23 protein-coding genes are annotated in these 25,355 nt (G+C 59.0%); 14 read left to right on the top strand and 9 right to left on the bottom strand.

What is annotated here, in order from left to right:
• Position 1: 1 nt before the first annotated feature.
• The 5 genes from tusC (at position 2) to AB4P97_RS12550 (ending at position 3,074) form a co-directional block, all read left to right on the top strand.
• On the top strand, positions 2–358 hold the full coding sequence (gene tusC / locus AB4P97_RS12530; RefSeq protein ID WP_042559840.1) for a sulfurtransferase complex subunit TusC: 357 nt from the start codon (positions 2–4) through the stop codon (positions 356–358).
• A complete protein-coding gene (gene tusB / locus AB4P97_RS12535) occupies positions 358–651 on the top strand; it encodes a sulfurtransferase complex subunit TusB (protein ID WP_115147405.1) in 294 nt (97 codons plus the stop codon). Before tusC ends, tusB begins: the two co-directional genes overlap by 1 nt.
• A complete protein-coding gene (locus AB4P97_RS12540; RefSeq protein ID WP_042559842.1) occupies positions 648–983 on the top strand; it encodes a TusE/DsrC/DsvC family sulfur relay protein in 336 nt (111 codons plus the stop codon). Before tusB ends, AB4P97_RS12540 begins: the two co-directional genes overlap by 4 nt.
• Positions 980–1,981, top strand: a complete 1,002-nt coding sequence (locus AB4P97_RS12545) for a glycosyl transferase family protein (RefSeq protein WP_042559843.1) — start codon at positions 980–982, stop codon at positions 1,979–1,981. The genes AB4P97_RS12540 and AB4P97_RS12545 overlap by 4 nt, the downstream gene beginning before the upstream one ends.
• Before the next feature lie 91 nt (positions 1,982–2,072).
• On the top strand, positions 2,073–3,074 hold the full coding sequence (locus AB4P97_RS12550; protein WP_115147408.1) for a glutathione S-transferase family protein: 1,002 nt from the start codon (positions 2,073–2,075) through the stop codon (positions 3,072–3,074).
• Positions 3,075–3,250: 176 nt separating this feature from the next.
• Here AB4P97_RS12550 and cysG read toward each other — a convergent pair whose 3' ends face one another.
• The 6 genes from cysG to AB4P97_RS12580 all read right to left on the bottom strand — a co-directional run bounded on the left by cysG (position 3,251) and on the right by AB4P97_RS12580 (position 10,782).
• Positions 3,251–4,645 carry a siroheme synthase CysG gene (gene cysG / locus AB4P97_RS12555; RefSeq protein ID WP_042559845.1) on the bottom strand — a complete coding sequence of 465 codons (1,395 nt, stop codon included), beginning with the start codon at positions 4,643–4,645 and terminating at the stop codon, positions 3,251–3,253.
• Positions 4,646–5,926 (bottom strand): serine--tRNA ligase, encoded by a 1,281-nt coding sequence (gene serS / locus AB4P97_RS12560; RefSeq protein WP_395602762.1) that lies wholly within the window; start codon positions 5,924–5,926, stop codon positions 4,646–4,648.
• Positions 5,927–5,941: 15 nt separating this feature from the next.
• On the bottom strand, positions 5,942–6,316 hold the full coding sequence (crcB, locus tag AB4P97_RS12565; protein ID WP_042559847.1) for a fluoride efflux transporter CrcB: 375 nt from the start codon (positions 6,314–6,316) through the stop codon (positions 5,942–5,944).
• Entirely contained in the window at positions 6,316–7,638 is a 1,323-nt protein-coding gene (locus tag AB4P97_RS12570) for a replication-associated recombination protein A (RefSeq protein ID WP_042559848.1), read from the bottom strand. The genes crcB and AB4P97_RS12570 overlap by 1 nt, the downstream gene beginning before the upstream one ends.
• Positions 7,639–7,685: 47 nt before the next feature.
• Positions 7,686–8,306, bottom strand: a complete 621-nt coding sequence (gene lolA, locus AB4P97_RS12575) for an outer membrane lipoprotein chaperone LolA (RefSeq protein WP_042559849.1) — start codon at positions 8,304–8,306, stop codon at positions 7,686–7,688.
• A gap of 67 nt (positions 8,307–8,373) precedes the next feature.
• Entirely contained in the window at positions 8,374–10,782 is a 2,409-nt protein-coding gene (locus tag AB4P97_RS12580) for a DNA translocase FtsK (RefSeq protein ID WP_395602763.1), read from the bottom strand.
• Between the two features lie 550 nt (positions 10,783–11,332).
• Between AB4P97_RS12580 and aat the strand changes: the two genes are divergently transcribed.
• From aat to infA, 3 genes are all read left to right on the top strand, one after another.
• A complete protein-coding gene (gene aat, locus AB4P97_RS12585; RefSeq protein ID WP_042559851.1) occupies positions 11,333–12,013 on the top strand; it encodes a leucyl/phenylalanyl-tRNA--protein transferase in 681 nt (226 codons plus the stop codon).
• Between the two features lie 57 nt (positions 12,014–12,070).
• Positions 12,071–12,778: an arginyltransferase gene (locus AB4P97_RS12590; protein WP_042559852.1), complete on the top strand. Its 708-nt coding sequence runs from the start codon at positions 12,071–12,073 to the stop codon at positions 12,776–12,778.
• A 112-nt stretch (positions 12,779–12,890) separates the two neighbouring features.
• Complete coding sequence (gene infA / locus AB4P97_RS12595; RefSeq protein WP_002553999.1) at positions 12,891–13,109, top strand: translation initiation factor IF-1; 219 nt, start codon at positions 12,891–12,893, stop codon at positions 13,107–13,109.
• Between the two features lie 974 nt (positions 13,110–14,083).
• Here infA and clpA read toward each other — a convergent pair.
• Together clpA and clpS are read right to left on the bottom strand one after the other, a co-directional pair.
• Entirely contained in the window at positions 14,084–16,354 is a 2,271-nt protein-coding gene (gene clpA / locus AB4P97_RS12600; protein WP_042559853.1) for an ATP-dependent Clp protease ATP-binding subunit ClpA, read from the bottom strand.
• Positions 16,355–16,384: 30 nt separating this feature from the next.
• Entirely contained in the window at positions 16,385–16,768 is a 384-nt protein-coding gene (gene clpS, locus AB4P97_RS12605) for an ATP-dependent Clp protease adapter ClpS (RefSeq protein ID WP_042559854.1), read from the bottom strand.
• Between the two features lie 224 nt (positions 16,769–16,992).
• On the opposite strand from clpS, the gene AB4P97_RS12610 reads away from it, so the two are divergent.
• On the top strand, positions 16,993–17,274 hold the full coding sequence (locus AB4P97_RS12610; RefSeq protein WP_047301917.1) for a cold shock domain-containing protein: 282 nt from the start codon (positions 16,993–16,995) through the stop codon (positions 17,272–17,274).
• Between the two features lie 81 nt (positions 17,275–17,355).
• On the opposite strand, the gene icd is transcribed toward AB4P97_RS12610, so the two are convergent.
• On the bottom strand, positions 17,356–18,612 hold the full coding sequence (gene icd / locus AB4P97_RS12615) for an NADP-dependent isocitrate dehydrogenase (protein WP_042559856.1): 1,257 nt from the start codon (positions 18,610–18,612) through the stop codon (positions 17,356–17,358).
• 481 nt (positions 18,613–19,093) lie between these two features.
• Here icd and AB4P97_RS12620 point away from each other — a divergent pair, with 481 nt between their 5' ends.
• The 5 genes from AB4P97_RS12620 (at position 19,094) to purB (ending at position 25,269) form a co-directional block, all read left to right on the top strand.
• Complete coding sequence (locus tag AB4P97_RS12620) at positions 19,094–21,319, top strand: NADP-dependent isocitrate dehydrogenase (RefSeq protein ID WP_042559857.1); 2,226 nt, start codon at positions 19,094–19,096, stop codon at positions 21,317–21,319.
• 202 nt (positions 21,320–21,521) lie between these two features.
• A complete protein-coding gene (locus tag AB4P97_RS12625) occupies positions 21,522–21,968 on the top strand; it encodes an NUDIX hydrolase (protein WP_042559858.1) in 447 nt (148 codons plus the stop codon).
• Positions 21,969–22,027: 59 nt separating this feature from the next.
• Positions 22,028–23,152, top strand: coding sequence for a tRNA 2-thiouridine(34) synthase MnmA (mnmA, locus tag AB4P97_RS12630; RefSeq protein ID WP_150592307.1), 1,125 nt, complete (start codon positions 22,028–22,030; stop codon positions 23,150–23,152).
• Complete coding sequence (gene hflD / locus AB4P97_RS12635; protein WP_042559860.1) at positions 23,149–23,772, top strand: high frequency lysogenization protein HflD; 624 nt, start codon at positions 23,149–23,151, stop codon at positions 23,770–23,772. Before mnmA ends, hflD begins: the two co-directional genes overlap by 4 nt.
• Before the next feature lie 126 nt (positions 23,773–23,898).
• Positions 23,899–25,269, top strand: coding sequence for an adenylosuccinate lyase (gene purB / locus AB4P97_RS12640; protein WP_042559861.1), 1,371 nt, complete (start codon positions 23,899–23,901; stop codon positions 25,267–25,269).
• The last annotated feature ends 86 nt before the right edge of the window (positions 25,270–25,355 follow it).

A 25,355-nucleotide genomic window follows, 5' to 3' on the forward strand; every position in this document is an offset into this window, starting at 1 on the left:
GATGGCCAAATCCTTGTTGATCATCAGCCGCCAGTCGCCGTGGTCCGGCCCTGCTGCCCGCGAAGCGCTGGACATCGTGCTGGCCGGCGGCGCTTTCGATCTGCCGATCGGCCTGTTGTTTCTCGATGACGGCGTGCTGCAACTGGCCGCGGGGCAAAACGCCAGGGCTGTGCAACAGAAAGACCTGAGTGCCAACCTGCAAGCGTTGCCGATGTTTGGCGTCGAAGAACTGTTCTATTGCGCCGACAGTGCCAGCGCTCGCGGCCTTGGCGAATTCTCGCTGGACGAAGCAGCACCGCTCGCCGCCGAGCAAATCACCGCCCTTATTGACCGTTACGACCAAGTGATCACCCTCTGATGTCGACTTTGCATGTGTTGTCTCATTCTCCGTTCGGCGATGATCGTCTGACGAGTTGCCTGCGTGTCATCGGCAGTGCCGACGCTTTGCTGTTGTCCGGTGATGCGGTCTATGCGTTGCAACCGGGTACCGCGCCGTTTACCGAACTGCAAAGCCGCCAAATCAAATTATTCGTTCTGGCCGAAGATATGGAGGCTCGCGCCATCGAAGCCCCGGACTGGGCCAAAGCCATCGATTATCCGGCCTTCGTCGAGCTGTCGATCCACCACGACAAGGTCAACAGTTGGCTATGAATTCCATGACCGTCGGCGCCCGCGCCATCGAACTGGACAAGGACGGCTTCCTCGTTGACCTCAGCGACTGGTCACACGACGTCGCCAGTGCCCTCGCCGCCGCCGAAGACATCGAGTTGACCCCCGAACACTGGGAAGTCCTCGAGCTGCTGCGCAGCTTCTATGAAGAATTCCAGCTGTCCCCGGCCACGCGGCCGCTGATCAAGTACACCGCGCTGAAGCTCGGCGTGGACAAAGGCAACAGCCTGCACCTGAACCGACTGTTCAAAGGCACCCCTGCCAAACTCGCCGCAAAACTGGCGGGCCTGCCCAAACCGACGAATTGCCTATGACCGATTATCCAGCGCTGACCCTCGAAACGCCCGCCGAGCATCCATTCGCCCAGTTCGTGCGAATCCTTGGCAAGGGCAAGCGCGGCGCTCGCGACCTGACTCGCGTCGAGGCCCGGGAAGCAATGGGCATGGTGCTCGACGACAAGGTCGAAGACACCCAACTCGGCGCTTTTCTGATGTTGCTGCGGCACAAGGAAGAAAGCGCCGAGGAAATGGCCGGTTTTACCGAAGCGCTGCGTGAGCGTCTGCAGGCACCAGCCTTGAATGTCGATCTGGACTGGCCAACCTACGCGGGCAAGAAGCGGCATCTGCCGTGGTATCTGCTGGCGGCCAAGTGCCTGGCGCAGAACGGCGTGCGCATCTTCATGCATGGTGGTGGCGCGCACACTGCCGGGCGTCTGTACAGCGAGCAACTGCTGGGCGAACTGGGTATTGCGTTGTGCCGCAACTGGCAGCAAGTCGGTACGGCGCTGGACAACGGCGGTCTGGCGTTCATGCCGCTGGTGGACTGGGCGCCGCAATTGCAGAAGATGATCGATTTGCGTAATACCCTGGGCCTGCGCTCGCCGATCCACTCGCTGGCGCGGATTCTCAATCCTCTGGGCGCGCGCTGCGGTCTGCAAAGTATCTTCCACCCCGGTTATCAAGCCGTGCACCGCGACGCCAGCGGCCTGCTCGGCGACACGGCGATTGTGGTCAAGGGTGATGGCGGTGAGATAGAAATCAACCCGGATGCCGACAGCCATCTCTACGGCACCACGGGTGGCGAGAGCTGGGACGAGGAATGGCCGCAATTGTCGGCGCAACGCCACGTCAAACCGGCCTCGCTGGACGTTGAGCACCTGAAAGCCGTATGGCGCGGCGATGTGGTGGACAGCTATCCGCAAATGGCCCTGATTTCGACCATGGCGTTGGCGTTACGCGGTCTCGGCCAGCCCCGTGAGCAGGCATTCGAAACGGCCGAGCAATTCTGGGCGGCGCGGGACAAATCGATTTAACCGATCATTCGCGCCCGATCTTTGCGCTTTTTGTTCGAACTCATCGGAATAGACTCGACTCCAACGTTTATTGGTTTACGGAGTCTTGATCATGGGTTTACTCGTTGATGGCCGCTGGCAGGACAAGTGGTACGAAAGCAGCAAGGACGGCGCGTTCCAGCGCGAACAAGCGCAACGGCGCAACTGGGTCACTGCTGACGGCCAGCCAGGCCCGAGCGGTGAAGGCGGCTTTGCGGCCGAGGCCGGGCGCTATCATCTCTACGTTTCGCTCGCCTGTCCGTGGGCACATCGCACGCTGATCCTGCGCAAACTCAAAGGCCTAGAAAACCTGATCGACGTTTCCGTGGTCAGTTGGCTGATGCTGGAAAACGGCTGGACCTTCGACACCGCGCTCGGCTCGACCGGCGACAAGCTCGATCACTTCGACTTCATGCACCAACGCTACACCGCCGATACGCCGGACTACACCGGGCGCGTCACCGTGCCGGTACTGTGGGACAAAAAACTCAAACGCATCGTCAGCAATGAATCGGCAGAGATCATCCGCATGTTCAACAGCGCGTTCGATGATCTGACCGGCAATGATCTGGACTTCTACCCGGCCCCGCTGCGTAGCGAGATCGATGCCTTGAACGAGCGGATTTATCCGGCAGTCAACAACGGCGTGTATCGCGCCGGGTTCGCCACCTCGCAACAGGCTTATGAAGAGGCGTTCGATGAGGTGTTTGCCGAACTGGATCACCTGGAACAGGTACTGGATGCCAATCGTTATCTGTCGGGTGAATACCTGACTGAAGCTGATGTTCGTCTGTTTACCACGATGATCCGCTTCGATGCGGTGTATCACGGCCACTTCAAGTGCAACCTGCGACGGATCGCCGATTACCCGAATCTGTCGAACTGGCTGCGTGAGCTGTATCAATGGCCGGGGATCGCCGAGACGGTGGATTTTCAGCACATCAAGAATCACTACTACGGCAGCCACAAGACGATTAACCCGACAGGGGTTGTGCCGAAGGGGCCGGAGCAGGATTTCACTGTGGCCCATGACCGGGCGCGGTTGGGTGGGAAAGAGGTTTGGCGCCGGGGCTGACATTTGTAGAGGCTTGGAGGGCCCCATCGCTGGCAAGCCAGCTCCCACAGGGATTTTCGTGATGCAGGAGACTGAGCATCACTCCAAAACCTGAGGTCAGGGGTGATGCTGGAGAATGCAGCTTCAACACAAGACCTGTGGGAGCTGGCTTGCCAGCGATTGGGGCGACTCGGTGTTCAGACCTGCGCCTGAGCCCCCTCAAACCACGCCAGTTTCTCGCGCAGCTGCACCACTTCGCCGACGATCACCAATGTCGGCGCATGCACTTCATGCTCCGCCACCAAACGCGGCAAATCGGCCAGCGTGCCAGTAAAGACCCGCTGATTGACCGTGGTGCCCTGCTGAATCAACGCCGCCGGGGTATCCGCCGAGCGACCATGCTTGATCAGTTGCTCGCAGATCACCGGCAACCCCACCAGGCCCATGTAGAACACGAGCGTCTGCGCTGGCGCGACAAGGTCGACCCAAGGCAGATCGGTGGAACCGTCCTTCAAATGGCCGGTGACAAATCGCACCGACTGCGCGTGATCGCGGTGAGTCAGCGGAATCCCGGCATACGCCGCACAACCGCTGGCCGCGGTAATCCCCGGCACCACCTGAAATGGAATGCCATGGGCCGCCAGCTCTTCGATCTCTTCGCCACCTCGGCCGAAGATAAACGGATCACCGCCCTTCAACCGCACCACACGCTTGCCGGCCTTGGCCAGATCGACCAGTTGCTGATTGATCTGATCTTGCGGCACAGCATGATCGGCGCGACGCTTGCCGACATATACCCGCTCGGCGTCGCGACGGCACAGATCAAGAATCGCGGGGGCGACCAAACGGTCGTACAGCACCACATCGGCTTGCTGCATCAGGCGCAAAGCCTTGAAGGTCAGCAAATCCGGATCACCCGGCCCTGCGCCCACCAGATACACCTCACCGGTAGTGATGGTCGCTTCGCCGTCGATCTTGGCTTGCAGCAGACGTTCGGCTTCAGTGCCTTGGCCGGCCAGTTGCCGATCGGCAATCGGGCCTTGAAAGACGTCTTCCCAGAACCCGCGACGCTGCTGCACATCCGGAAACAGGTTTTTCACCTGATTGCGGAAACGCGCCGCCAGACCGGCCAATTGGCCGTAGGTGGACGGAATCCAGGTTTCGATCTTGGCGCGGATCAAACGGGCCAGCACAGGCGCATCGCCGCCGCTGGAGATCGCGACGATCAGCGGCGAACGATCAACGATGGCCGGGAAGATCACGCTGCACAAGGCAGGCGCATCGACCACGTTGACCGGCACGCAACGCCGATGAGCATCGGTGGAGACCTGTGCGTTCAGCGTTTCGTCGTCGGTGGCGGCGATGATCAGCACGCAGCCATCCAGATCCGCCTCGGCGTAACCGCGCAACAGGCACTCGCCGCCGCTGGCAACGACCAGTTCACGCAGTTGCGTTTCGATTTCAGGTGCGACCACCCGCAGCAGCGCACCGGCGTCGGCCAGCAGGCGGGATTTGCGCAAGGCAATTTCCCCCCCACCGACGACCAACACACGACTGCCGCGCAGGTTGTGAAACAGCGGCAGATATTTCATTTAACCGATGACCTCAAGGCCACCCATGTACGGCTTCAGTACGTCCGGCACGCGGATCGAACCGTCGGCTTGCTGGTAGTTTTCCAGCACGGCAACGAGAGTACGACCAACCGCCAGGCCGGAGCCGTTCAGGGTGTGTACCAGCTCAGGCTTGCCGGTTTCCGGGTTACGGAAACGCGCCTGCATGCGGCGGGCCTGGAAGTCGCCGCAGTTGGAGCACGACGAAATTTCGCGGTACTTGTCCTGGCTCGGAATCCACACTTCGAGATCGTAAGTCTTGACCGCGCTGAAGCCCATGTCGCCAGTGCACAGCGCCAGGGTGCGGTAAGGCAGACCCAGCAACTGCAGCACTTTCTCGGCGTTGGCAGTCAGGCTTTCCAGCGCATCCATCGACGTGGACGGCTCAACGATCTGGACCATTTCAACCTTGTCGAACTGGTGCTGACGGATCATGCCGCGGGTATCACGACCCGACGCGCCGGCTTCGCTACGGAAGCACGGCGTGTGCGCAACGAACTTGATCGGCAGCAGTTTCGAATCGACGATTTCGCCAGCAACGATGTTGGTCAGCGACACTTCGGCGGTCGGGATCAGGTACAGATCGGCTTCGCCTTCGCGGGCGATCTTGAACAGATCTTCTTCGAACTTCGGCAGTTGACCAGTGCCTTGCAGCGCCGGAGCCTGGACCAGATAAGGCGTGTAGGCCTCTTCATAGCCGTGCTCGTTGACGTGCAGGTTGATCATGAACTGCGCCAGTGCGCGGTGCAGACGGGCGATCGGGCCACGCAACAGGGCGAAACGTGCGCCGGACAGCTTGGCGGCGGTTTCGAAATCCAGCCAGCCGAACTTCTCGCCCAGGGCTACGTGGTCTTTGACTTCAAAATCAAACGCCGTCGGCGTGCCCCAGCGGCGCACTTCAACGTTGTCGTCTTCGTCTTTGCCGACTGGAACGGATTCGTGCGGCAGGTTCGGGATGCCGAGCAGGATCGAGTCCAGTTCGGTCTGGATCGCGTCCAGTTCCACTTTACCGGCGCTCAATTCGCCTGCCATGCGCTCGACGTCCGCCATCAACGGCGCGATGTCTTCGCCGCGCTGCTTGGCCTGACCGATGGATTTGGAACGCGCGTTACGCTCAGCCTGCAGTGCTTCGGTGCGGGTCTGGACGGTCTTGCGCTGTTCTTCCAGCGCTTCGATGCGCGCGGTATCCAGGGCATAGCCACGGGAAGCCAGGCGGTCCGCTACGTCCTGAAGGTTGCTACGTAACAGTTTGGAATCGAGCATGTCGGTTTCTCGTTATCAAAGTTTGGTCAAAGACAGGCCAGCCCACGTTGCGAGCAGCCCGCCGAATACGCTGAGTGCCGCATAGCCCAGGGCCAGCGGTACTTGCCCGCTTTCCAGCAGGCGCACCGTATCCAGTGAAAAGGATGAAAAAGTCGTCAGCCCCCCGAGGAAGCCAACCATCAACCCGGCGCGTACCTCGATCGGCACTTCCGGGCGTATCAAAAACAGGCCGTACAACACGCCAATCAGCAGACAGCCCACGATATTAACGGCCAGCGTCGCGGTATAGAAGTGCCGCGGCCAATTGGCGGTGACCCAATTGCCGGTAGCGAAGCGCAACAACGTGCCGGCGACCCCGCCAGCGGACACCGCAATAATCAATGGAATCACTATTTTCTCCGCTGTCTTGGGCTTAAACGATCGAGTTGCGCGAGGTGATTGAGCTTTTCGCCGATCTTCAACTCAAGGCCTCGGGGCACCGGCTGATAAAACGGGATCGGCTCAAGCTCTTCCGGAAAATAGTCTTCGCCCGCAGCGTAAGCGTCCGGCTCGTCGTGGGCATAACGGTATTCGTCACCGTAGCCCAGTTGCTTCATCAGTTTGGTCGGCGCGTTGCGCAGGTGCAGCGGCACCTCAAGCGAGCCGTTTTCGGCGGCAGCACGCAACGCGGTCTTGAAGCCCATGTACACCGCGTTGCTTTTTGGCGCACAAGCCAGATACGTGATGGCCTGGGCCACCGCCAACTCGCCTTCCGGGCTGCCGAGGCGCTCCTGCACTTCCCATGCAGCCAGACACAGGCTGAGAGCGCGTGGGTCGGCGTTACCGATGTCTTCGCTGGCCATACGCACCACGCGCCGGGCCAGGTACAGCGGATCGCAACCGCCGTCGATCATCCGCGCGAACCAGTACAGCGCACCGTCGGGATTGGAGCCGCGCACCGATTTGTGCAGCGCGGAAATCTGGTCGTAGAACGCCTCGCCCCCCTTGTCGAAACGCCGACGGGTGTCGCCGAGCAGGCTTTGCAGCAACTCGGTACCGATCTCGCTGTCGTCTTCGGCAAGGTCGGAGGCGTTTTCCAGAAGGTTGAGCAAGCGTCGGCCATCGCCATCGGCGGCGGACAACAACATCTGGAAGCCTTCGTCGTTCAACGTCAGGTTACGTTTGCCCAAGCCGCGTTCTTCAGTCAGCGCGCGATGCACGAGCTTGCGCAGCGCCGCTTCGTCGAGACTTTTCAGGACGTAAACGCGGGCCCGCGACAACAGCGCGTTGTTCAGTTCAAACGAAGGGTTTTCAGTGGTGGCGCCGATGAAGATCAGCGTGCCGTCTTCAACGTACGGCAGGAACGCGTCCTGCTGGGACTTGTTGAAGCGGTGCACTTCATCGACGAACAGAATCGTGCGCTTGCCGTACTGGCCGGCCTGCTGCTTGGCGATTTCAACGGCTTGACGGATCTCCTTGACCCCGGCGAGCACCGCCGACACCGTTTCGAAGTGTGCATCCGAGACTTCCGCGAGCAAACGCGCCAGCGTGGTTTTACCCACGCCCGGCGGGCCCCAGAAAATCATCGAATGCAGAGCTCCCTGCTCCAGCGCCTCACGCAGAGGCTTGCCGCGAGCCAGCAAGTGCTCCTGACCGACGTACTCATCCAGATTGGTCGCACGCAAACGCGCGGCCAGTGGCTGGGCAATCGGTGCACTGCGAAACAGATCCATCACTACCTATGAAACCTCAGCGTGAACAGCAACTCCCGTGGGAGCGTTTATTCCTGGATAACGTCAGCGCCCTTCGGGATATCGAACTTGAACTTCGACGCTGGTACCGGCTCGTTGGCCTTCACCCCGGTGAACAGGATGTTGGTGCGCTGACCAACGCTGTCGATCAGTTGCATGTCGTTGAGCAGACCGTTGCGGAACGACAGGCGCAGGTTGTCGAACAGCGTGTCCTTGGTTTTCGGCTTGAGGGTGAAGTCGATCACGCCGCCCGCCTCTTTCGCGCTGATGTCGAAGCTCTGGCTGATCTTCGACACGTCACCAGACAGTAGCAGCGCCGGGGTCTGGGTCAGACGCTCATCGAGTTTCTTGATGGTCGCCTGCTCAAGATCCGGGTCCCACAGGGTGACTTTCTTGCCGTCAGAAACCATGGTCTGCTCGGCCGGCGCATTGGTGTGCCAGTAGAACAGGCCCGGACGCTGCAAGGTCATGTTGCCAGTGGTTTCCTGCAACTGCGTGCCGCCGCCATCAAGGGTCAGCTGCGAGAAGTTTGCGCTCAGGGTCTTGGATGTTTCCAGCAATTGGGTCAGACGCGCCACGTCCTTGTCATCGGCGTGGGCCGTGAGTGTTGTCAGAGCCAGTACTGGCAGCAGCATGCGGATAAGACGCATGGGAGTCCTCTTGAATACTCGTTGGGAGAGCGGCGGCACATCATTGTCCCGCCTCTTGCTTTTGCAATCAGTCGCGTACCGGGCCAGGCGCCAGGACTTCACGCGAACCGTTGGTGTTCATTGATGTGACGACGCCGGCCATTTCCATGGCTTCGATCATCCGTGCCGCGCGGTTGTAGCCGATTTTCAGCTTGCGCTGTACAGCGGAGATCGATGCGCGACGGCTTTCCAGCACGAACTGTACGGCTTCGTCATACAGTGCGTCTGCTTCAGGATCGTCGCCGTCGCCACCACCGCTGCTGCCTTCAAAGCCGCTGCCCGCCTCTTCGACACCGTTGAGGATGTCGTCGTTGTATTCCGGGGCGCCGCGCAGTTTCCACGCCTCGACCACACGATGGACTTCTTCGTCGGACACGAACGCACCGTGAACCCGGATCGGCAGACTGGTACCCGGTGGCATGTAGAGCATGTCACCGTGACCGAGCAGTTGTTCGGCACCGCCCTGATCGATGATGGTCCGGGAGTCGATCTTGCTCGACACCTGGAACGCCATACGGGTCGGAATGTTGGCCTTGATCAGACCGGTGATCACGTCCACCGACGGCCGCTGTGTTGCGAGAATCAAGTGAATACCCGCCGCACGCGCCTTCTGGGCGATACGGGCGATCAGCTCTTCAACCTTCTTGCCGACGATCATCATCATGTCGGCGAATTCGTCGACAACCACGACGATGGTCGGCAGCTTCTGCAGCAACGGTGCTTCGTCGTGAATGCTTTCGCGCTTGTACAGCGGATCGCTCAGTGGCTCGCCAGCGTCCTGGGCTTCCTTGACCTTGGCGTTGAAGCCGGACAGGTTTCGCACCCCCATCTTCGCCATCAGCTTGTAGCGACGCTCCATCTCGGCGACGCTCCAGCGCAGGGCGTTGGCGGCGTCCTTCATGTCGGTCACTACCGGGCACAGCAGGTGCGGAATGCCTTCGTAGATCGACAGCTCGAGCATCTTCGGGTCGATCATGATCAGCTTGGCGTCTTCCGGGCCGGACTTGAACAGGATCGACAGGATCATCGCGTTCACACCCACGGACTTACCGGAACCGGTCGTACCGGCCACCAGCAAGTGCGGCATCTTCGCCAGGTCAGTGATGACCGGTTTGCCACCAATGTCGTGACCCAGCGCCAGCGTGACCGGCGATTTGAAGTTGTCGTACTCGGGCGTCGACAACACTTCGGAGAAGCGCACGATCTGCCGGTCTTCGTTGGGAATCTCGATACCGACGGTAGTCTTGCCCGGAATGACCTCGACCACCCGCACACTGGTCACTGCCAGGGAGCGCGCCAGGTCTTTTGCCAGGTTGGAGATACGGCTGACCTTGACGCCCGCAGCCGGCTGGATTTCGTACCGGGTGATCACCGGACCCGGATGGATCGAGTCTACGGTGACTTCGACGCCGAATTCCTTGAGCTTGATCTCCAGCAAGTGGCCGACCGCAGCCAGCGACTCCGGGGAGTAATTGAGTTGTTTCTTTTCCGCAGGATCGAGGATCGAGATTGGCGGCAAGGTGCCTTCCACTGCGCTGTCGACAAACAACGGTGCCTGTTTCTCTTTCTGCACGCGCTTGCTCGGCTCGGGCGCTTTGGTCGGCGCCGGGGCGATGACCGGTGGCACCTGTTTTTCGCGATCGGACATGTGCTTGCTCAACGCCTGCTCACGCTCTATCAGGCGTTCCTTGACCTTGGCCTGTTCACGTTTGTCGGTGACGGTCGGTGCGACCACATCATGTACGCGGTCATCGACTTCACGCAGTTGCGCAACCAGTTGCTTGCGCTCGGTGCGGGCTGACCACCAGCGGTTTAGCGCGCCCTGGAAAAGTTCGAACAGGTCCAGGGTGATCTTGCCGGTGATGTCCATCACCTTGAACCACGACAGGTCAGTGAACACCGTCAGACCGAACAGAAACAGCGCGATGAACAGCAACGTGCTGCCCTGAATATTGAATGCGTTTTTCGCCAGGTCGCCGAGGCTCTCGCCCAGCGCACCACCGGCACCGGCCGGCAGACCGGTTGCAGCGTGAAAATGGATATGCGCCAGCGCCGCACCGGAAAGAATAAGAAATACCAGGCCGATCAGGCGCCAGGAGAACAGCCAGCCGCTCCACTGCCATGGCTCGTGGCGCTGACGGAAGATCTGATAGGCCTTGATCGCCAGCAGCAACGGGAAGATGTAGGCGAAGTAACCGAGCACCATGAACAGGATGTCGGCGCTGTAGGAGCCCGCCGGGCCGCCGAAGTTCTGCACGTCGTCGATCTTGCTGTTGTGGCTCCAGCCCGGATCGTCCTTGCCGTAGGTCAGCAAAGCCATCATCAGGAACAGGCACAGCGCGCCGATGGCGATCAATGCACCTTCCTTGAGCCGGTAGTGCAACTGTTGGCGCCAGAGCGGAACGACTGTTTTTGGTGCTTCGGTGGATTTCTTCAAAACGCTACTTTTCCTGCGCCCGAGGCGCGTCCATCTATTGAATGACGATAAAAAACTGCCCAATCCAGGCAGGTAAAAAAGTTGACGGGCACAACTGGGACTACTTTTAACACTGAGCGGCAGCTTTTACATACACAGCTATAAACACGCTAACCGGCAAATATTTTGTAACAGCCCGGCATTGTACGGGTTTGTACGTCCGATGCCATGGTTCAGACCCGCAGCATTGAGCATAGCCAAGCGCGCAAAACCCGCGATCCAATTTGAGCATGCATTGTCTTTTGTGACAAAGGCTTATGAGGTGTATTTGATGAACGTAGCGAAACATTGACACCTGCCCCCTGCGAACGGTCGCAGACTGCCTGCAAGGCCCAATGCAGACATGTCGCGGGCCGGCGCGCAGTGCTCGCTTACGACCGCATCCAGCGCGCCAAGTTGCAACACCGCGAACGTCGAGCAGGATCGGCACGACATTCGCTGCATTTCGCGGCACAATTTATCGCGGGCCGAGTAGCCCGCACCGCCCTCCCCTTCTGCAAGCCTGGATGCCATGCTGACTTGGTTACAACGTAATTCCCTGACTTTTCCACCGCTGGAAAAGGCCATGCGCGAACCCAACGGATTGCTCGCCGCCGGCGGCGACCTCTCCGCCGACCGCCTGATTCAGGCGTATCGCCATGGCTGCTTTCCGTGGTTTTCCGAAGGTCAGCCGATTCTCTGGTGGTCGCCTGACCCTCGCACCGTGCTGTTTCCCGACGAACTGCATGTTTCGCGCAGTCTGGGCAAATTGCTGCGCAAGGAGCGCTATGAGGTGACTTTCGATCAGGACTTCGAAGCCGTGATCCGTGCCTGCGCCGCGCCAAGGGATTACGCCGACGGCACCTGGATCACTGAGGCCATGCAAGACGCCTACGTCGAACTGCACCGGCGCGGCTTCGCTCATTCGGTGGAAGTGTGGGATCAGGGAGAACTGGTCGGTGGCCTTTACGGACTGGCGATGGGGCAGCTGTTTTTTGGCGAATCGATGTTCAGCCGCGCCGACAATGCTTCCAAGTACGGCTTTGCCACGCTGGTCCGGCACCTGCAAGCATCAGGATTCGTGCTGATCGACTGCCAGATGCCCACCGACCACCTGCACAGCCTCGGCGCCCGGGCGATTCCCCGCCACGAATTCGCAGGCTATCTGGCAAGGCATCTGGATCAGCCCAATCACGCCACCTGGGTTTGCTGAGCGACTTTTGCGCGCGTGGCTTACACTTAATTCACCAGCTTATCCCGAGGGTTGATCATGACCGAGTTGGCGCGTTTGAAGTTCTATGCCACTCAGCCCCACTCTTGCAGCTATCTGCCCGAGGAACAGGCCACAACCCTGTTTCTCGACCCTAGCCAGCCCATGGATGTGCACGTCTACGCAGATCTGTCGGAAATGGGCTTTCGTCGCAGCGGCGATCATCTGTACCGCCCCCATTGCCAGAATTGCAATGCGTGTGTGCCTGCGCGCATTCCGGTGGCGCAGTTCACCCCCAATCGTCAGCAGAAGCGGATTTTCAAGCGCAACGCCGACTTGCAGGTACAGCCGGCGAAACCGGGGTTCAGTGAAGAATACTTCGAGCTGTACCAGCGCTACATCGAACAGCGCCACGCCGACGGCGACATGTACCCGCCAAGCCGTGATCAATTCTCGACTTTTCTGGTGCGCGATCTGCCCTTCTCACGCTTTTACGAGTTCCGACTCGACGGACGGTTGCTGGCGGTAGCCGTGACCGATTTGCTGCCGAACGGCTTGTCGGCGGTCTACACCTTTTACGAACCGGCCGAAGAACGGCGCAGCCTTGGACGTTTCGCGATTCTGTGGCAAATCGCCGAGAGTCAGCGCCGCGGACTTGAAGCGGTCTACCTTGGTTACTGGATCAAGAATTGCAAAAAGATGAACTACAAGACCCAATATCGCCCCATCGAACTGCTGATTAATCAGCGCTGGGTGATCCTGAACTAACGACAAGCCGTAAACCCCTTGGCGTAAACACCATTTTTCGGGCACAATGCACGCCGCTTTTGCCTGGCGCAGTTGCACCGGGCCATTCATTGGATACCGAGGGCTTTACTGCATGTCGAAAGAAGACAGCTTCGAAATGGAAGGCACTGTCGTCGACACCCTGCCCAACACCATGTTTCGTGTGGAGTTGGAAAATGGGCACGTCGTAACCGCGCATATTTCCGGCAAGATGCGCAAGAACTACATTCGTATTCTTACCGGTGACAAAGTGCGCGTCGAGCTGACGCCCTATGACTTGAGCAAAGGGCGCATCACTTACCGCGCTCGTTAATCAAGTCAATACAAGACGCCCGGCTTTATGCCGGGCGTTTTTGTGTCTGGGGTTTGGGATTTGGGTTCTTTGGGGTTTTGGATTTTAGGTGTATATCCGTTGCTGTGGGTGTTGCCGCTGGCGGTTTCGCTCTTACAGCGAGTCCCTTTTTCAAACGCCAAAAAGGAACCAAAAGGCTTTGCCCCGGCGTACGGCACTTCGCTGAGGCTCAGCGTTCCCTCGCTACGGCGTCCATCCGGGGGCATCGACTACGGTTTGCTGCGCTGCACCTCCTCTCGATGTATGCGGCTACGCCGCACGGCGCTGCGCGCCTAACCCCCGGATGAACACCTTCGCTCGGCCTGCCGATGGGGCAAAAGATCAAAAGCCGAAGCAAGATCAAGAGCCCCTCCCTAGCCCTCTCCCGGAGGGAGAGGGGAATGACCGGGGGTGCCTGGGCGAACTACGCCGACGTGCGATACCGAGTCGAACTCAGGCTTTGAAAAGCACACAAATCGGCCCCCTCTCCCTCGGGAGAGGGCTGGGCGGGCGGGGTTCCGATGAGGGGTAAATCCACCACAAATTCAAAGCAGACCACCCTGTGCTCCTCACCACTCAACAGGATGAGCGTTAGCTCGGCTGCAGCTCTTGATCTTGATCCACAGGCGACGTCGGCAGGCTTCGTTCCGGGATTGATCCGGGGGTGGGAGCGCAGCGACCGTTTGGCGAAGCCAAACACAGCGAGAGGAGGTGCAGCGCAGCAAACCGGAGACGCTGCGCCCGGATCGATCCCGGAGCGAAGGGACCCAGAGCCCCAGCGAGCGGGCCGCACGTAGGAGCAAGCGTTTTTTGCTTACTTTTTTTGGCGCTTGAAAAAAAGTGAGTCGCCGTAAGGGCGAAACCGTAATAAGCCATCACAGCAGCAACGGATATACACCCAAAAACGCCTGACAACAAAAAGGCGCCCGAAGGCGCCTTTCGCTTACAACAGGCCGTCAGGCCATCTCCGCCGTGGTTTCGAAGTCAAAGGTCATCTCCCCATCCTTGACGTCGATGTGAACCACGCCACCATGCTCGGCCAACTCGCCAAACAGAATCTCCTCCGCAAGCGGACGCTTGATCTTGTCCTGGATCAGACGCGCCATCGGACGTGCGCCCATTGCCGAGTCGTAACCACCGGCCGCCAGCCAACTGCGCGCCGCGTCGGTAACTTCCAACAGCACCCGCTTGTCTTCCAGCTGCGCCTGAAGCTCGGTAAGGAACTTGTCCACCACACTCTTGATGACCTCATGACTGAGGCGACCAAACTGGATAATGGTGTCCAGACGGTTACGGAATTCCGGCGTGAAGCTCTTCTTGATCACTTCCATCGCATCAGACGAGTGATCCTGATGAGTGAAACCAATCGAAGCACGCGCGGCCGTTTCGGCACCGGCGTTGGTGGTCATGATCACGATCACGTTGCGGAAATCCGCCTTGCGCCCGTTGTTATCGGTCAGCGTGCCGTGATCCATCACCTGCAGCAGCAGGTTGAAGACTTCCGGGTGCGCCTTCTCGATTTCATCGAGCAGCAATACGCAATGCGGCTGCTTGGTAATCGCTTCGGTCAACAGACCGCCCTGATCAAAGCCGACATAGCCTGGAGGTGCACCGATCAAACGCGATACGGTGTGACGCTCCATATACTCGGACATGTCGAAGCGAACCAGTTCAATACCCAGCGCCTTGGCCAATTGCCGTGCGGCCTCGGTTTTACCAACACCGGTTGGCCCTGCGAACAGGAACGAACCGACTGGCTTGTCTGGCGACTTGAGGCCTGCACGGGAGAGTTTGATCGCAGTCGACAGCGAATCGATCGCCGCATCCTGACCAAATACCGTCAGCTTCAAATCGCGCTCGAGGTTACGCAGCAGTTCCTTGTCGGAACTAGTGACGTGCTTCGGCGGAATCCGCGCAATCTTCGCCACGATGTCTTCGACGTGCGGCACTTCGATACGCTTGGCGCGCTTCTCGACCGGCTGCAGGCGCTGGTAAGCGCCGGCTTCGTCAATGACGTCGATGGCTTTGTCCGGCATGTGCCGGTCGTTGATGTAGCGCGAAGCCAGTTCGGCAGCGGCGCGCAACGCCTCATCGCTGTACTCGATGTTGTGATGCGCTTCGAAACGCCCTTTCAGGCCGCGCAGGATGCCGATGGTGTCTTCCACCGACGGCTCGACGACATCGACCTTCTGGAAGCGTCGTGCGAGCGCACGATCCTTCTCGAAGATACCGCGAAATTCCTGGAACGTAGTCGAACCGATGCAACGAATGTCGCCAGACGATAGCAAAGGCTTGAGCAGGTTCGAGGCATCCATCACGCCACCCGACGCCGCACCGGCACCAATAATAGTGTGGATTTCGTCGATGAACAGAATGGCTTGCGGACGTTTCTTCAGCTCATTGAGCAGCGCCTTGAAGCGCTTCTCGAAATCACCGCGATACTTGGTGCCCGCGAGCAGAGCACCGAGATCAAGGGAATAAACAACGCTGCCAGCCAACAGGTCTGGCACCTGGTTATCGACAATACGCTTGGCCAGGCCTTCGGCAATCGCGGTTTTACCGACGCCAGCCTCGCCTACCAGCAGCGGATTGTTCTTGCGCCGACGCGCGAGAATCTGTGCGACGCGCTCGACTTCCAGTTCGCGTCCGACCAACGGGTCGATACGACCCTGACGCGCCAGTTCGTTGAGGTTGCTGGCATAAGCATCCAGAGGATTGCCTGAAGAAGAAGACTCACCGCCCTCGTCGTCCTGCATATCTTGTTCACCTTCAGAGTGATCGCCATGCCCCGGCACTTTGGAAATGCCGTGCGCGATGTAATTGACGACATCGATGCGCGCAACGCTCTGCTGTTTCAGCAGAAACACTGCCTGACTCTCTTGCTCACTGAAGATTGCAACCAGCACGTTGGCGCCAGTCACTTCGCGTTTGCCCGAGCTCTGCACGTGGAAAACAGCACGTTGCAGCACACGCTGAAAGCCCAGGGTTGGCTGGGTTTCGCGATCCTCGTCATGGACGGGGATCAATGGCGTGGTGGAGTCGATGAACTCCTGCAGATCGTGCTTGAGTTTGTCGAGGTTCGCGCCGCAGGCACGCAAAACGGTGGCGGCAGCCTCATTGTCCAATAGGGCCAGCAGCAGGTGTTCGACGGTCATGAATTCATGACGTTTCGAACGAGCCTCCTTGAAGGCAAGATTGAGGGTGACTTCGAGCTCGCGGTTTAACATAGCTTCACCTCATACCCAAGTGGTCGGCGATTAACCGTCCTTCTCGATTTCACAGAGTAGCGGATGCTGGCTTTCCCTGGCGTACTGGTTGACCTGCATGGCCTTTGTCTCGGCGATGTCGCGGGTAAACACTCCACATACTGCCCGCCCTTCTGTATGGACGGCCAGCATGACCTTGGTCGCCAGCTCGCGATTCAGGTTAAAAAACACCTCGAGCACTTCGACGACGAAATCCATCGGTGTGTAGTCATCATTGAACAAAACCACCTTGTACATCGGCGGCGCCTGTAACGCAGGCTTTGCCTCCTGAACAGCAACGCCCGCCGAATCGTCGTCGCGCTCCTCCGGGTGATCCTTTTGGAGAGTCGGGCGATCCTGATTGAATGTTAGTCGAATCTGGCTGATTGCATGCATGGAAAGAAAGGTTCGTCAGTTGTGCAAATACAGTGGTGGGGGCGGTTGTCCACGTTTTCAACTCCGACTGCCCGGTCACCTTGACTATCGGGAAAACGGTGTTACAACCAATAGAGCCCACAGTGGGTAAAAAAGATCCGCGGAGTCAATTCTTTTAACGAATTAGATTGCGGATGACTTGGATGATACTCCAGCGATGGAGTCTGTTGCAGAGGGATTTGAGCATGGCTGTCGGCAAGGTGAAATGGTTCAACAATGTCAAGGGGTTCGGCTTCATTAATACTGACTCCCGCGAAGGTCGCGATGACGATGGCGAAGAAATTGATTTCTTTGCGCATTATTCCGCTATCGAGATGGAGGGTTACAAAACCCTCAAGGCAGGGCAGGTGGTGAAATTCGACATCGTGCAGGGCCCGAAAGGCTTGCATGCCTTGAAGATTGAAGCCGTTGACGCCAAAAAAGAAACGACCCCCGTCGTCGACAGAGAACAAAAGGTTACCAGTTGACGCACTAACACCTTCAGCCATAAAAAAACCGCCCGGCTCGATCATCTCGAGCGGGGCGGTTTTTGTTGCAGGGTGTTGCTGTTACATGTGCGAGATCAGCGCATCACCGAAGCCCGAAGACGAAACCAGCTTGGCGCCGTCCATCAGACGCTCGAAGTCATAGGTCACAGTCTTGGCGCTGATGGCGCCGTTGGTGCCCTTGATGATCAGATCCGCCGCCTCGGTCCAGCCCATGTGCCGCAGCATCATTTCTGCCGAAAGAATCAACGAACCCGGGTTGACCTGATCCTTGCCGGCATACTTCGGTGCTGTACCGTGGGTGGCTTCGAACATCGCCACGGTGTCGGACAGGTTGGCGCCCGGCGCAATACCGATACCGCCCACTTCCGCCGCGAGGGCGTCGGAGAGGTAATCACCGTTGAGGTTCAGGGTCGCGATCACATCGTATTCGGCCGGGCGCAGCAGGATCTGCTGGAGCATGGCGTCGGCGATGGCGTCTTTGACCACAACGTTTTTGCCGGTTTTCGGGTTTTTGAACTGCATCCACGGGCCGCCGTCGAGCAGCGTCGCACCGAACTCTTCAGCCGCCACCTCATAGGCCCACTCTTTGAAGGCACCTTCGGTGAACTTCATGATGTTGCCTTTGTGCACGATGGTCAGCGAATCGCGGTCGTTGTCGACCACGTATTGCAAAGCCTTGCGCGCCAGACGCTTGGTACCCTCCAGGGAAACCGGCTTGACGCCGATGCCGCAGTTTTCGTCGAAACGGATCTTGGTGACGCCCATTTCTTCTTTAAGGAATTTGATGACCTTGGTCGCTTCCGGCGAACCGGCCTTCCACTCGATACCGGCGTAGATGTCTTCGGAGTTCTCGCGGAAAATCGTCATGTCGACGTCGCCAGGCTTTTTCACCGGGCTTGGCACGCCTTCGAACCAGCGCACCGGGCGCAGGCAGACGTAGAGGTCGAGTTGCTGACGCAGGGCCACGTTCAGCGAGCGGATGCCGCCACCGACCGGGGTGGTCAGCGGACCCTTGATGGAAACCACGTAATCCTTGACTGCGTCCAGAGTTTCCTGAGGCAGCCAGGTGTCCTGATCGTAAACCTGAGTGGCTTTTTCCCCGGCGTAGACTTCCATCCAGGAAATCTTGCGCTTGCCGCCGTATGCCTTTTGAACTGCAGCATCGACAACCTTGATCATCACCGGACTGATGTCTACACCAATGCCGTCACCTTCGATGAAGGGGATGATCGGGTTATCAGGAACATTGAGAGAATGGTCTGCATTGACGGAGATTTTGTCGCCGACGGCTGGAACCTGAATCTTCTTGTAACCCATGCTGAACTCCATTGTTTGGATTGAACATCTGGCTTGGTTCGAGCGTAACCCAGTTAAATCAACACGCAAACCCTCTGTTCGCGGCACAGGCACATCTGGTTTCGTACAAGCCTGAAAGCAAAGGGAAAAGCGCCAAACTCAAGCATTCGCGACGACTCTACGCCCCACCCTGCCCTGCGACCTTTAGACCAATGGACGAGAATCGTTGCATATGAACCATCGGCAGATTGCCAGCTACCTATGTATAATGCCGCCCGCTGACCAAAGGGTCACGACGGCTGGCCTCTCTAGAACGAGACTTTCCGCCTGATTGGTCGGGTTGTTACCGCGGCCCGACTGCTTGACGCTCTACTGATGCACCCAACATCACCGCGAAGAATCTCGACATTCGGTTCATGGATGACTTTGAACGAACGCGCTTACCCGGCGCCCCTCGAGTTTCTGCGCACGCTTTAGCAAAGAAGAGAGAGTTAATCCGAATATGCCCACCCGCTCGAAGATCATCTATACCTTCACCGACGAAGCCCCAGCCCTCGCCACCTATTCCCTGCTGCCGATCATCGAGGCTTACACTGCCTCGGCCGATATCGCCGTGGAAACCCGCGATATCTCTCTTGCAGCGCGCATCCTGGCCAGCTTCCCCGAGCAACTGGGTGACAAAGCCGTAGCCGACCACCTCGCCGAACTGGGCGACCTGGCCGTTACGCCTGAAGCCAACATCATCAAGCTGCCGAACATCAGTGCTTCGGTTCCACAGCTGCAAGCCGCGATCAAAGAGCTGCAAGCTCAGGGTTACAACCTGCCGGACTACCCGGAAACCGTGACCAGCGACGCCGACAAAGACGCCAAGGCGCGTTACGACAAGATCAAGGGCAGCGCCGTGAACCCGGTTCTGCGCGAAGGCAACTCCGATCGTCGTGCACCGCTGTCGGTCAAGAACTATGCGCGCAAGCACCCGCACAAAATGGGCGCCTGGGCCAAAGACTCCAAATCCCACGTCGCTCACATGAGCACCGGCGATTTCTACGGCAGCGAAAAAGCTGCCCTGATCGACGCCGCTGACGCTGTGAAAATCGAGCTGATCGCCAAAGACGGTACCGCTACCGTCCTGAAAGAAAAAACCACCGTTCAGGCTGGCGAGATTCTCGACTGCGCCGTGATGAGCAAAAACGCCCTGCGTGCGTTCATCGCTGCTGAAATCGAAAGCGCCAAGGCTCAAGGCGTGCTGCTGTCGGTTCACCTGAAAGCGACCATGATGAAGGTCTCTGACCCGATCATGTTCGGCCAGATCGTTGCCGAGTTCTATAAAGACGCACTGACCAAGCACGCTGACGTGCTGGCCCAGATCGGCTTCAACCTGAACAACGGCATCGGTGATCTGTACGCTCGCATCAAAGCCCTGCCGGCCGAGCAACAAGCGCAGATCGAAGCCGACATGGCGGCGGTCTACGCTGCTCGTCCGTCGCTGGCGATGGTCAACTCCGACAAAGGCATCACCAACCTGCACGTGCCGAGCGACGTTATCGTCGACGCCTCGATGCCAGCGATGATCCGTGACTCCGGCAAGATGTGGGGCACTGACGGTCAGTTGCACGACACCAAGGCTGTGATCCCGGATCGCTGCTACGCGACCATCTACCAGGCCGTGATCGAAGATTGCAAAGCCAATGGTGCTTTCGATCCGACCACCATGGGCAGCGTGCCAAACGTTGGCCTGATGGCTAAAAAAGCCGAAGAATACGGCTCCCACGACAAGACCTTCCAGATCAAGGCTGACGGCGTGGTTCGCGTGACCGACAGCAAAGGCACCCTGCTGATGGAACAGGCTGTTGAAGCCGGCGACATCTTCCGCATGTGCCAGACCAAAGACGCGCCGATCCAGGACTGGGTCAAACTGGCCGTCAACCGTGCTCGCGCCAGCAGCACTCCGGCTATTTTCTGGCTGGACCCAATGCGCGCTCACGATGGCGTAGTGATCGAGAAAGTTCAGGCTTACCTGAAGGATCACGACACCGCAGGTCTGGACATCCAGATCATGGCGCCGGTTGATGCCATGAAGTACACCCTGCAGCGCACCCGCGAAGGCAAGGACACCATTTCGGTGACCGGCAACGTACTGCGCGACTACCTGACCGACTTGTTCCCGATCATGGAACTGGGCACCAGCGCCAAGATGCTGTCGATCGTGCCGCTGATGAACGGCGGTGGCCTGTTCGAAACCGGCGCCGGCGGCTCGGCTCCAAAGCACGTGCAGCAACTGGTTGAAGAAAACTTCCTGCGCTGGGATTCGCTGGGTGAGTTCCTTGCCCTGGCAGCCTCGCTTGAGCATCTGGGTGTGAACTACAACAACCCGAAAGCACTGGTGCTGTCCAAGACCCTGGATCAGGCCACTGGCCAGTTCCTCGACAACAACAAGTCGCCATCGCGCAAAGTCGGCAACATCGACAACCGCGGCAGCCACTTCTATCTGGCGATGTACTGGGCTCAGGCTCTGGCAGCCCAGACCGAAGACGCTGCACTGCAAGCGCAGTTCGCGACTCTGGCCAAGACTCTGACCGAGAACGAAGCAACCATCGTTGCCGAGCTCAACGCCGTTCAGGGCAAGCCAGTCGACATCGGCGGTTACTACCACGCCAATGCCGAGCTGATCAGCAAGGCCATGCGCCCAAGCGCAACCCTCAACGCGGCGATTGCTGCGCTGGTTTAAGGTTGTAGCGCTGTAAACAAACCCCGGCCTTGTGCCGGGGTTTGTGTTTCCGGGTTATATGATCACCATAAAACCCTGTGGGAGCTGGCTTGCCAGCGGTGACGGCTTATCATCCAACATGAAGGGTGACTGACCCACCGCTATCGCCAGCAAGCCAGCTCCCTCAGGGACTGGGTTTCAACCACTAGATTGAGGAAGATTTATGGAATGGCTCCCCCACATCACCGTCGCCACCATCGTCGAGGACAACGGTCGCTTTCTGATGGTTGAAGAGCACAAGGCCGGCCGCAACGTGCTCAACCAGCCCGCCGGTCATCTCGACCCTGACGAAACCCTGATCGATGCCGCCATTCGTGAAACCCTCGAAGAAACCGGCTGGGACGTCGAACCCACCGGCGTGGTCGGCATTTATCTGTACACCGCACCCAGCAACGGCGTGACCTACCAACGCATCTGCTTCGTCGCCAAAGCACTGAAACATCACCCGGATTATCAGCTCGACGACGGCATTGTCGGCGCCAAGTGGCTGACCCGCGACGAATTAATCGAGCAGCGCGAGCATTGGCGCAGCGAGCTGATCATCCGTTGCATCGATGATTATCTGGCCGGCCATCACTTCGGCCTCGAATTGATCCGCCCTTCTCTTTAGCCTTGAGGCCGCGAGCCTGATAGAATCGCGTCCTTTTTAAAGACACTCATTGAATCCCTATGCGTGATCCAGCCCCTTCTGACACATCCAAGAAGCGCGTCATTGTCGGCATGTCCGGCGGCGTGGACTCTTCCGTTTCCGCTCTCCTGCTGATCGAGCAGGGTTACGCGGTGGAAGGCCTGTTCATGAAGAACTGGGAAGAAGACGACGGAACGGAATACTGCACCGCCATGGACGACCTGGCGGATGCCCAGGCTGTCTGCGACAAGATCGGCATCAAGCTGCACACCGCCAACTTCGCTGCCGAGTACTGGGACAACGTGTTCGAGCACTTCCTGGCCGAATACAAGGCCGGGCGCACGCCGAACCCGGACATCCTGTGCAACCGCGAGATCAAGTTCAAGGCGTTCCTCGACTACGCCATGATGCTCGGTGCCGACCTGATCGCCACCGGCCACTACGTGCGCCGCCGCGACATTGATGGCCGCACCGAGCTGCTCAAAGGCCTCGATGCCAACAAGGATCAAAGCTACTTCCTGCACGCCGTCGGCGGCGAACAGATCGCCAAGACCCTGTTCCCGGTCGGCGAACTGGAAAAACCTGAAGTCCGCGCAATTGCCGAGAAGTACGAACTGGCGACCGCCAAGAAGAAGGATTCCACCGGGATCTGCTTCATCGGCGAACGGCGCTTCAGCGACTTCCTCAAGCAGTACCTGCCGGCACAGCCGGGCGAGATCAAGACTACCGAAGGCGAAGTCATCGGCCGTCACCACGGCTTGATGTACCACACCATCGGTCAGCGTCAGGGCCTGGGCATCGGCGGTCTGAAAGATGCCGGCGATGAGCCGTGGTACGTGCTGCGCAAAGATCTGGACAACAACGAACTGATCGTCGGCCAGGGCAACAACCATCCGTGGTTGTTCTCCAGCGCCCTGCTCGCCTCGGAAATCTACTGGGTCAACCCGGTCGACCTGAGCCAGCCTCGTCGCCTGACTGCCAAAGTGCGTTATCGCCAGAGCGATCAGGCCTGCACGCTGGAGCAGACTGCAACCGGCTACCGCGCCGTGTTCGATGAGCCGCAACGCGCGGTAACACCGGGCCAATCCGTGGTGTTCTATGACGGTGAAATCTGCCTCGGCGGCGGCGTGATCGAAGTCGCCGAGCCATGGAGTGGTCAGGCATGAGCCCGACTCAGGAGCAACTGACGGCGCTGGGCGGTGTATTTCTCGCGGCCGTGCTGGTCGACCGGATCGCCAAAAGCGGGCAGACCAGCGAAGCCGGCCTGACCTGCATGCTCGGCAGTCTGTTGGTACGCGACCCGAAAGACACCCTGGACGTATACGGCGGCGACGACCTCAATCTGCGCGAAGGCTATCGCGCACTGATCGGCGCCCTTGAACGCGATCCGAGCACGTTGCAGCGCGAACCGTTGCGCTATGCCCTGTCGATGCTCGGTCTCGAGCGGCAACTGGCCAAGCGCGACGACATGCTCGATGCGATCGGCAAGCGTCTGCCGCAGATCCAGTCCCAGGTCGAACATTTCGGCCCGGCGCACGAAAACGTCATTGCCGCATGCGGCGCGCTGTATCAGGACACCCTGAGCACGCTGCGCCAACGCATTCAGGTGCACGGCGACATGCGCAACCTGCAACAGCCAAGCAATGCCTCGAAGATTCGTGCCCTGCTGCTCGCCGGGATTCGCTCGGCGCGCCTGTGGCGTCAGCTCGGCGGCCATCGCTGGCAGCTGGTGATCAGCCGACGCAAGCTGCTCAAAGAGCTGTATCCGCTGATGCGCAGCGAGTAAATCGCCCGCAACAAACGCTTTGAAGTCTGTAACGCGTAATACGCCGGTCAGTTGGCAACGGACCGGCGGATTTTTTCATGTATGATACGCGCCCCATTTCGTTGCCCGACTGTCCGAGAACACCCCATGCAGCTTTCTTCGCTCACTGCGGTTTCCCCTGTTGACGGCCGCTACGCCGGCAAAACCCAGGCCCTGCGCCCGATTTTCAGCGAGTACGGTCTGATCCGTGCCCGTGTTCTGGTTGAAGTGCGCTGGCTCCAGCGCCTGGCCGCCCACGCCGGTATTCCTGAAGTGCCAGCCTTCTCCGCCGAGGCCAACGCCGTTCTCAATGAACTGGCTGAAAACTTCTCGCTGGAGCACGCCGAGCGCGTCAAAGAGATCGAGCGCACCACCAACCACGACGTCAAGGCGATCGAATACCTGCTCAAAGAGCAAGCCGCCAAACTGCCTGAGTTGGCCGCCGTCAGCGAATTCATCCACTTTGCCTGCACCAGCGAGGACATCAACAACCTGTCCCACGCCCTGATGCTGCGCGAAGGCCGTGACGATGTAATGCTGCCGCTGATGCGTCAGACCTGCGACGCCATCCGCGAGCTGGCAATCCGTTTCGCCGACGTGCCGATGCTGTCGCGCACCCACGGCCAACCAGCCTCCCCGACCACTCTGGGTAAAGAGCTGGCGAACGTGGTTTACCGCCTCGAGCGTCAAATCGCTCAAGTCGCTGCCGTTCCGCTGCTGGGCAAGATCAACGGCGCTGTCGGCAACTACAACGCTCACCTGTCGGCTTACCCGCAGATCGACTGGGAAGCCAACGCCCGCGCCTTCATCGAAGACGAGCTGGGTCTGGGTTTCAACCCGTACACCACGCAGATCGAACCGCACGACTACATCGCCGAGCTGTTCGACGCCATTGCGCGCTTCAACACTATTCTGATCGACTTCGACCGTGACATCTGGGGCTACATCTCCCTGGGTTATTTCAAGCAGCGCACCATCGCTGGCGAAATCGGTTCGTCGACCATGCCGCACAAGGTCAACCCGATCGACTTCGAAAACTCCGAAGGCAACCTGGGCATCGCCAACGCGCTGTTCCAGCACCTGGCGAGCAAACTGCCGATCTCCCGCTGGCAGCGCGACCTGACCGACTCCACCGTACTGCGTAACCTCGGTGTCGGCTTCGCCCACAGCGTGATCGCGTACGAAGCCAGCCTCAAAGGCATCAGCAAGCTTGAGCTGAATGCGCAGAAGATCGCCGCTGATCTGGACGCTTGCTGGGAAGTTCTGGCTGAGCCAATCCAGACCGTGATGCGTCGCTACAACATCGAAAACCCGTACGAGAAGCTGAAAGAATTGACCCGCGGCAAGGGCATCAGCCCTGAAGCGTTGCAGACTTTCATCGACGGTCTGGACATGCCAGCCGAAGCGAAAGCCGAGCTGAAACTGCTGACCCCGGCCAACTACATCGGTAACGCTGTAGCGCAAGCCAAACGCATCTGATTGACCGCTTGACCCGTTTGAGACGCCCGGCCGCGCCGGGCGTTTTTATTCCCGTCTGAAAAGTGCTTTTTTTCAATAGGTTACAT

It is taken from the genome of Pseudomonas sp. A1230 (assembly GCF_044218825.1).
In the GTDB taxonomy this organism is placed as follows: domain Bacteria; phylum Pseudomonadota; class Gammaproteobacteria; order Pseudomonadales; family Pseudomonadaceae; genus Aquipseudomonas; species Aquipseudomonas iridis.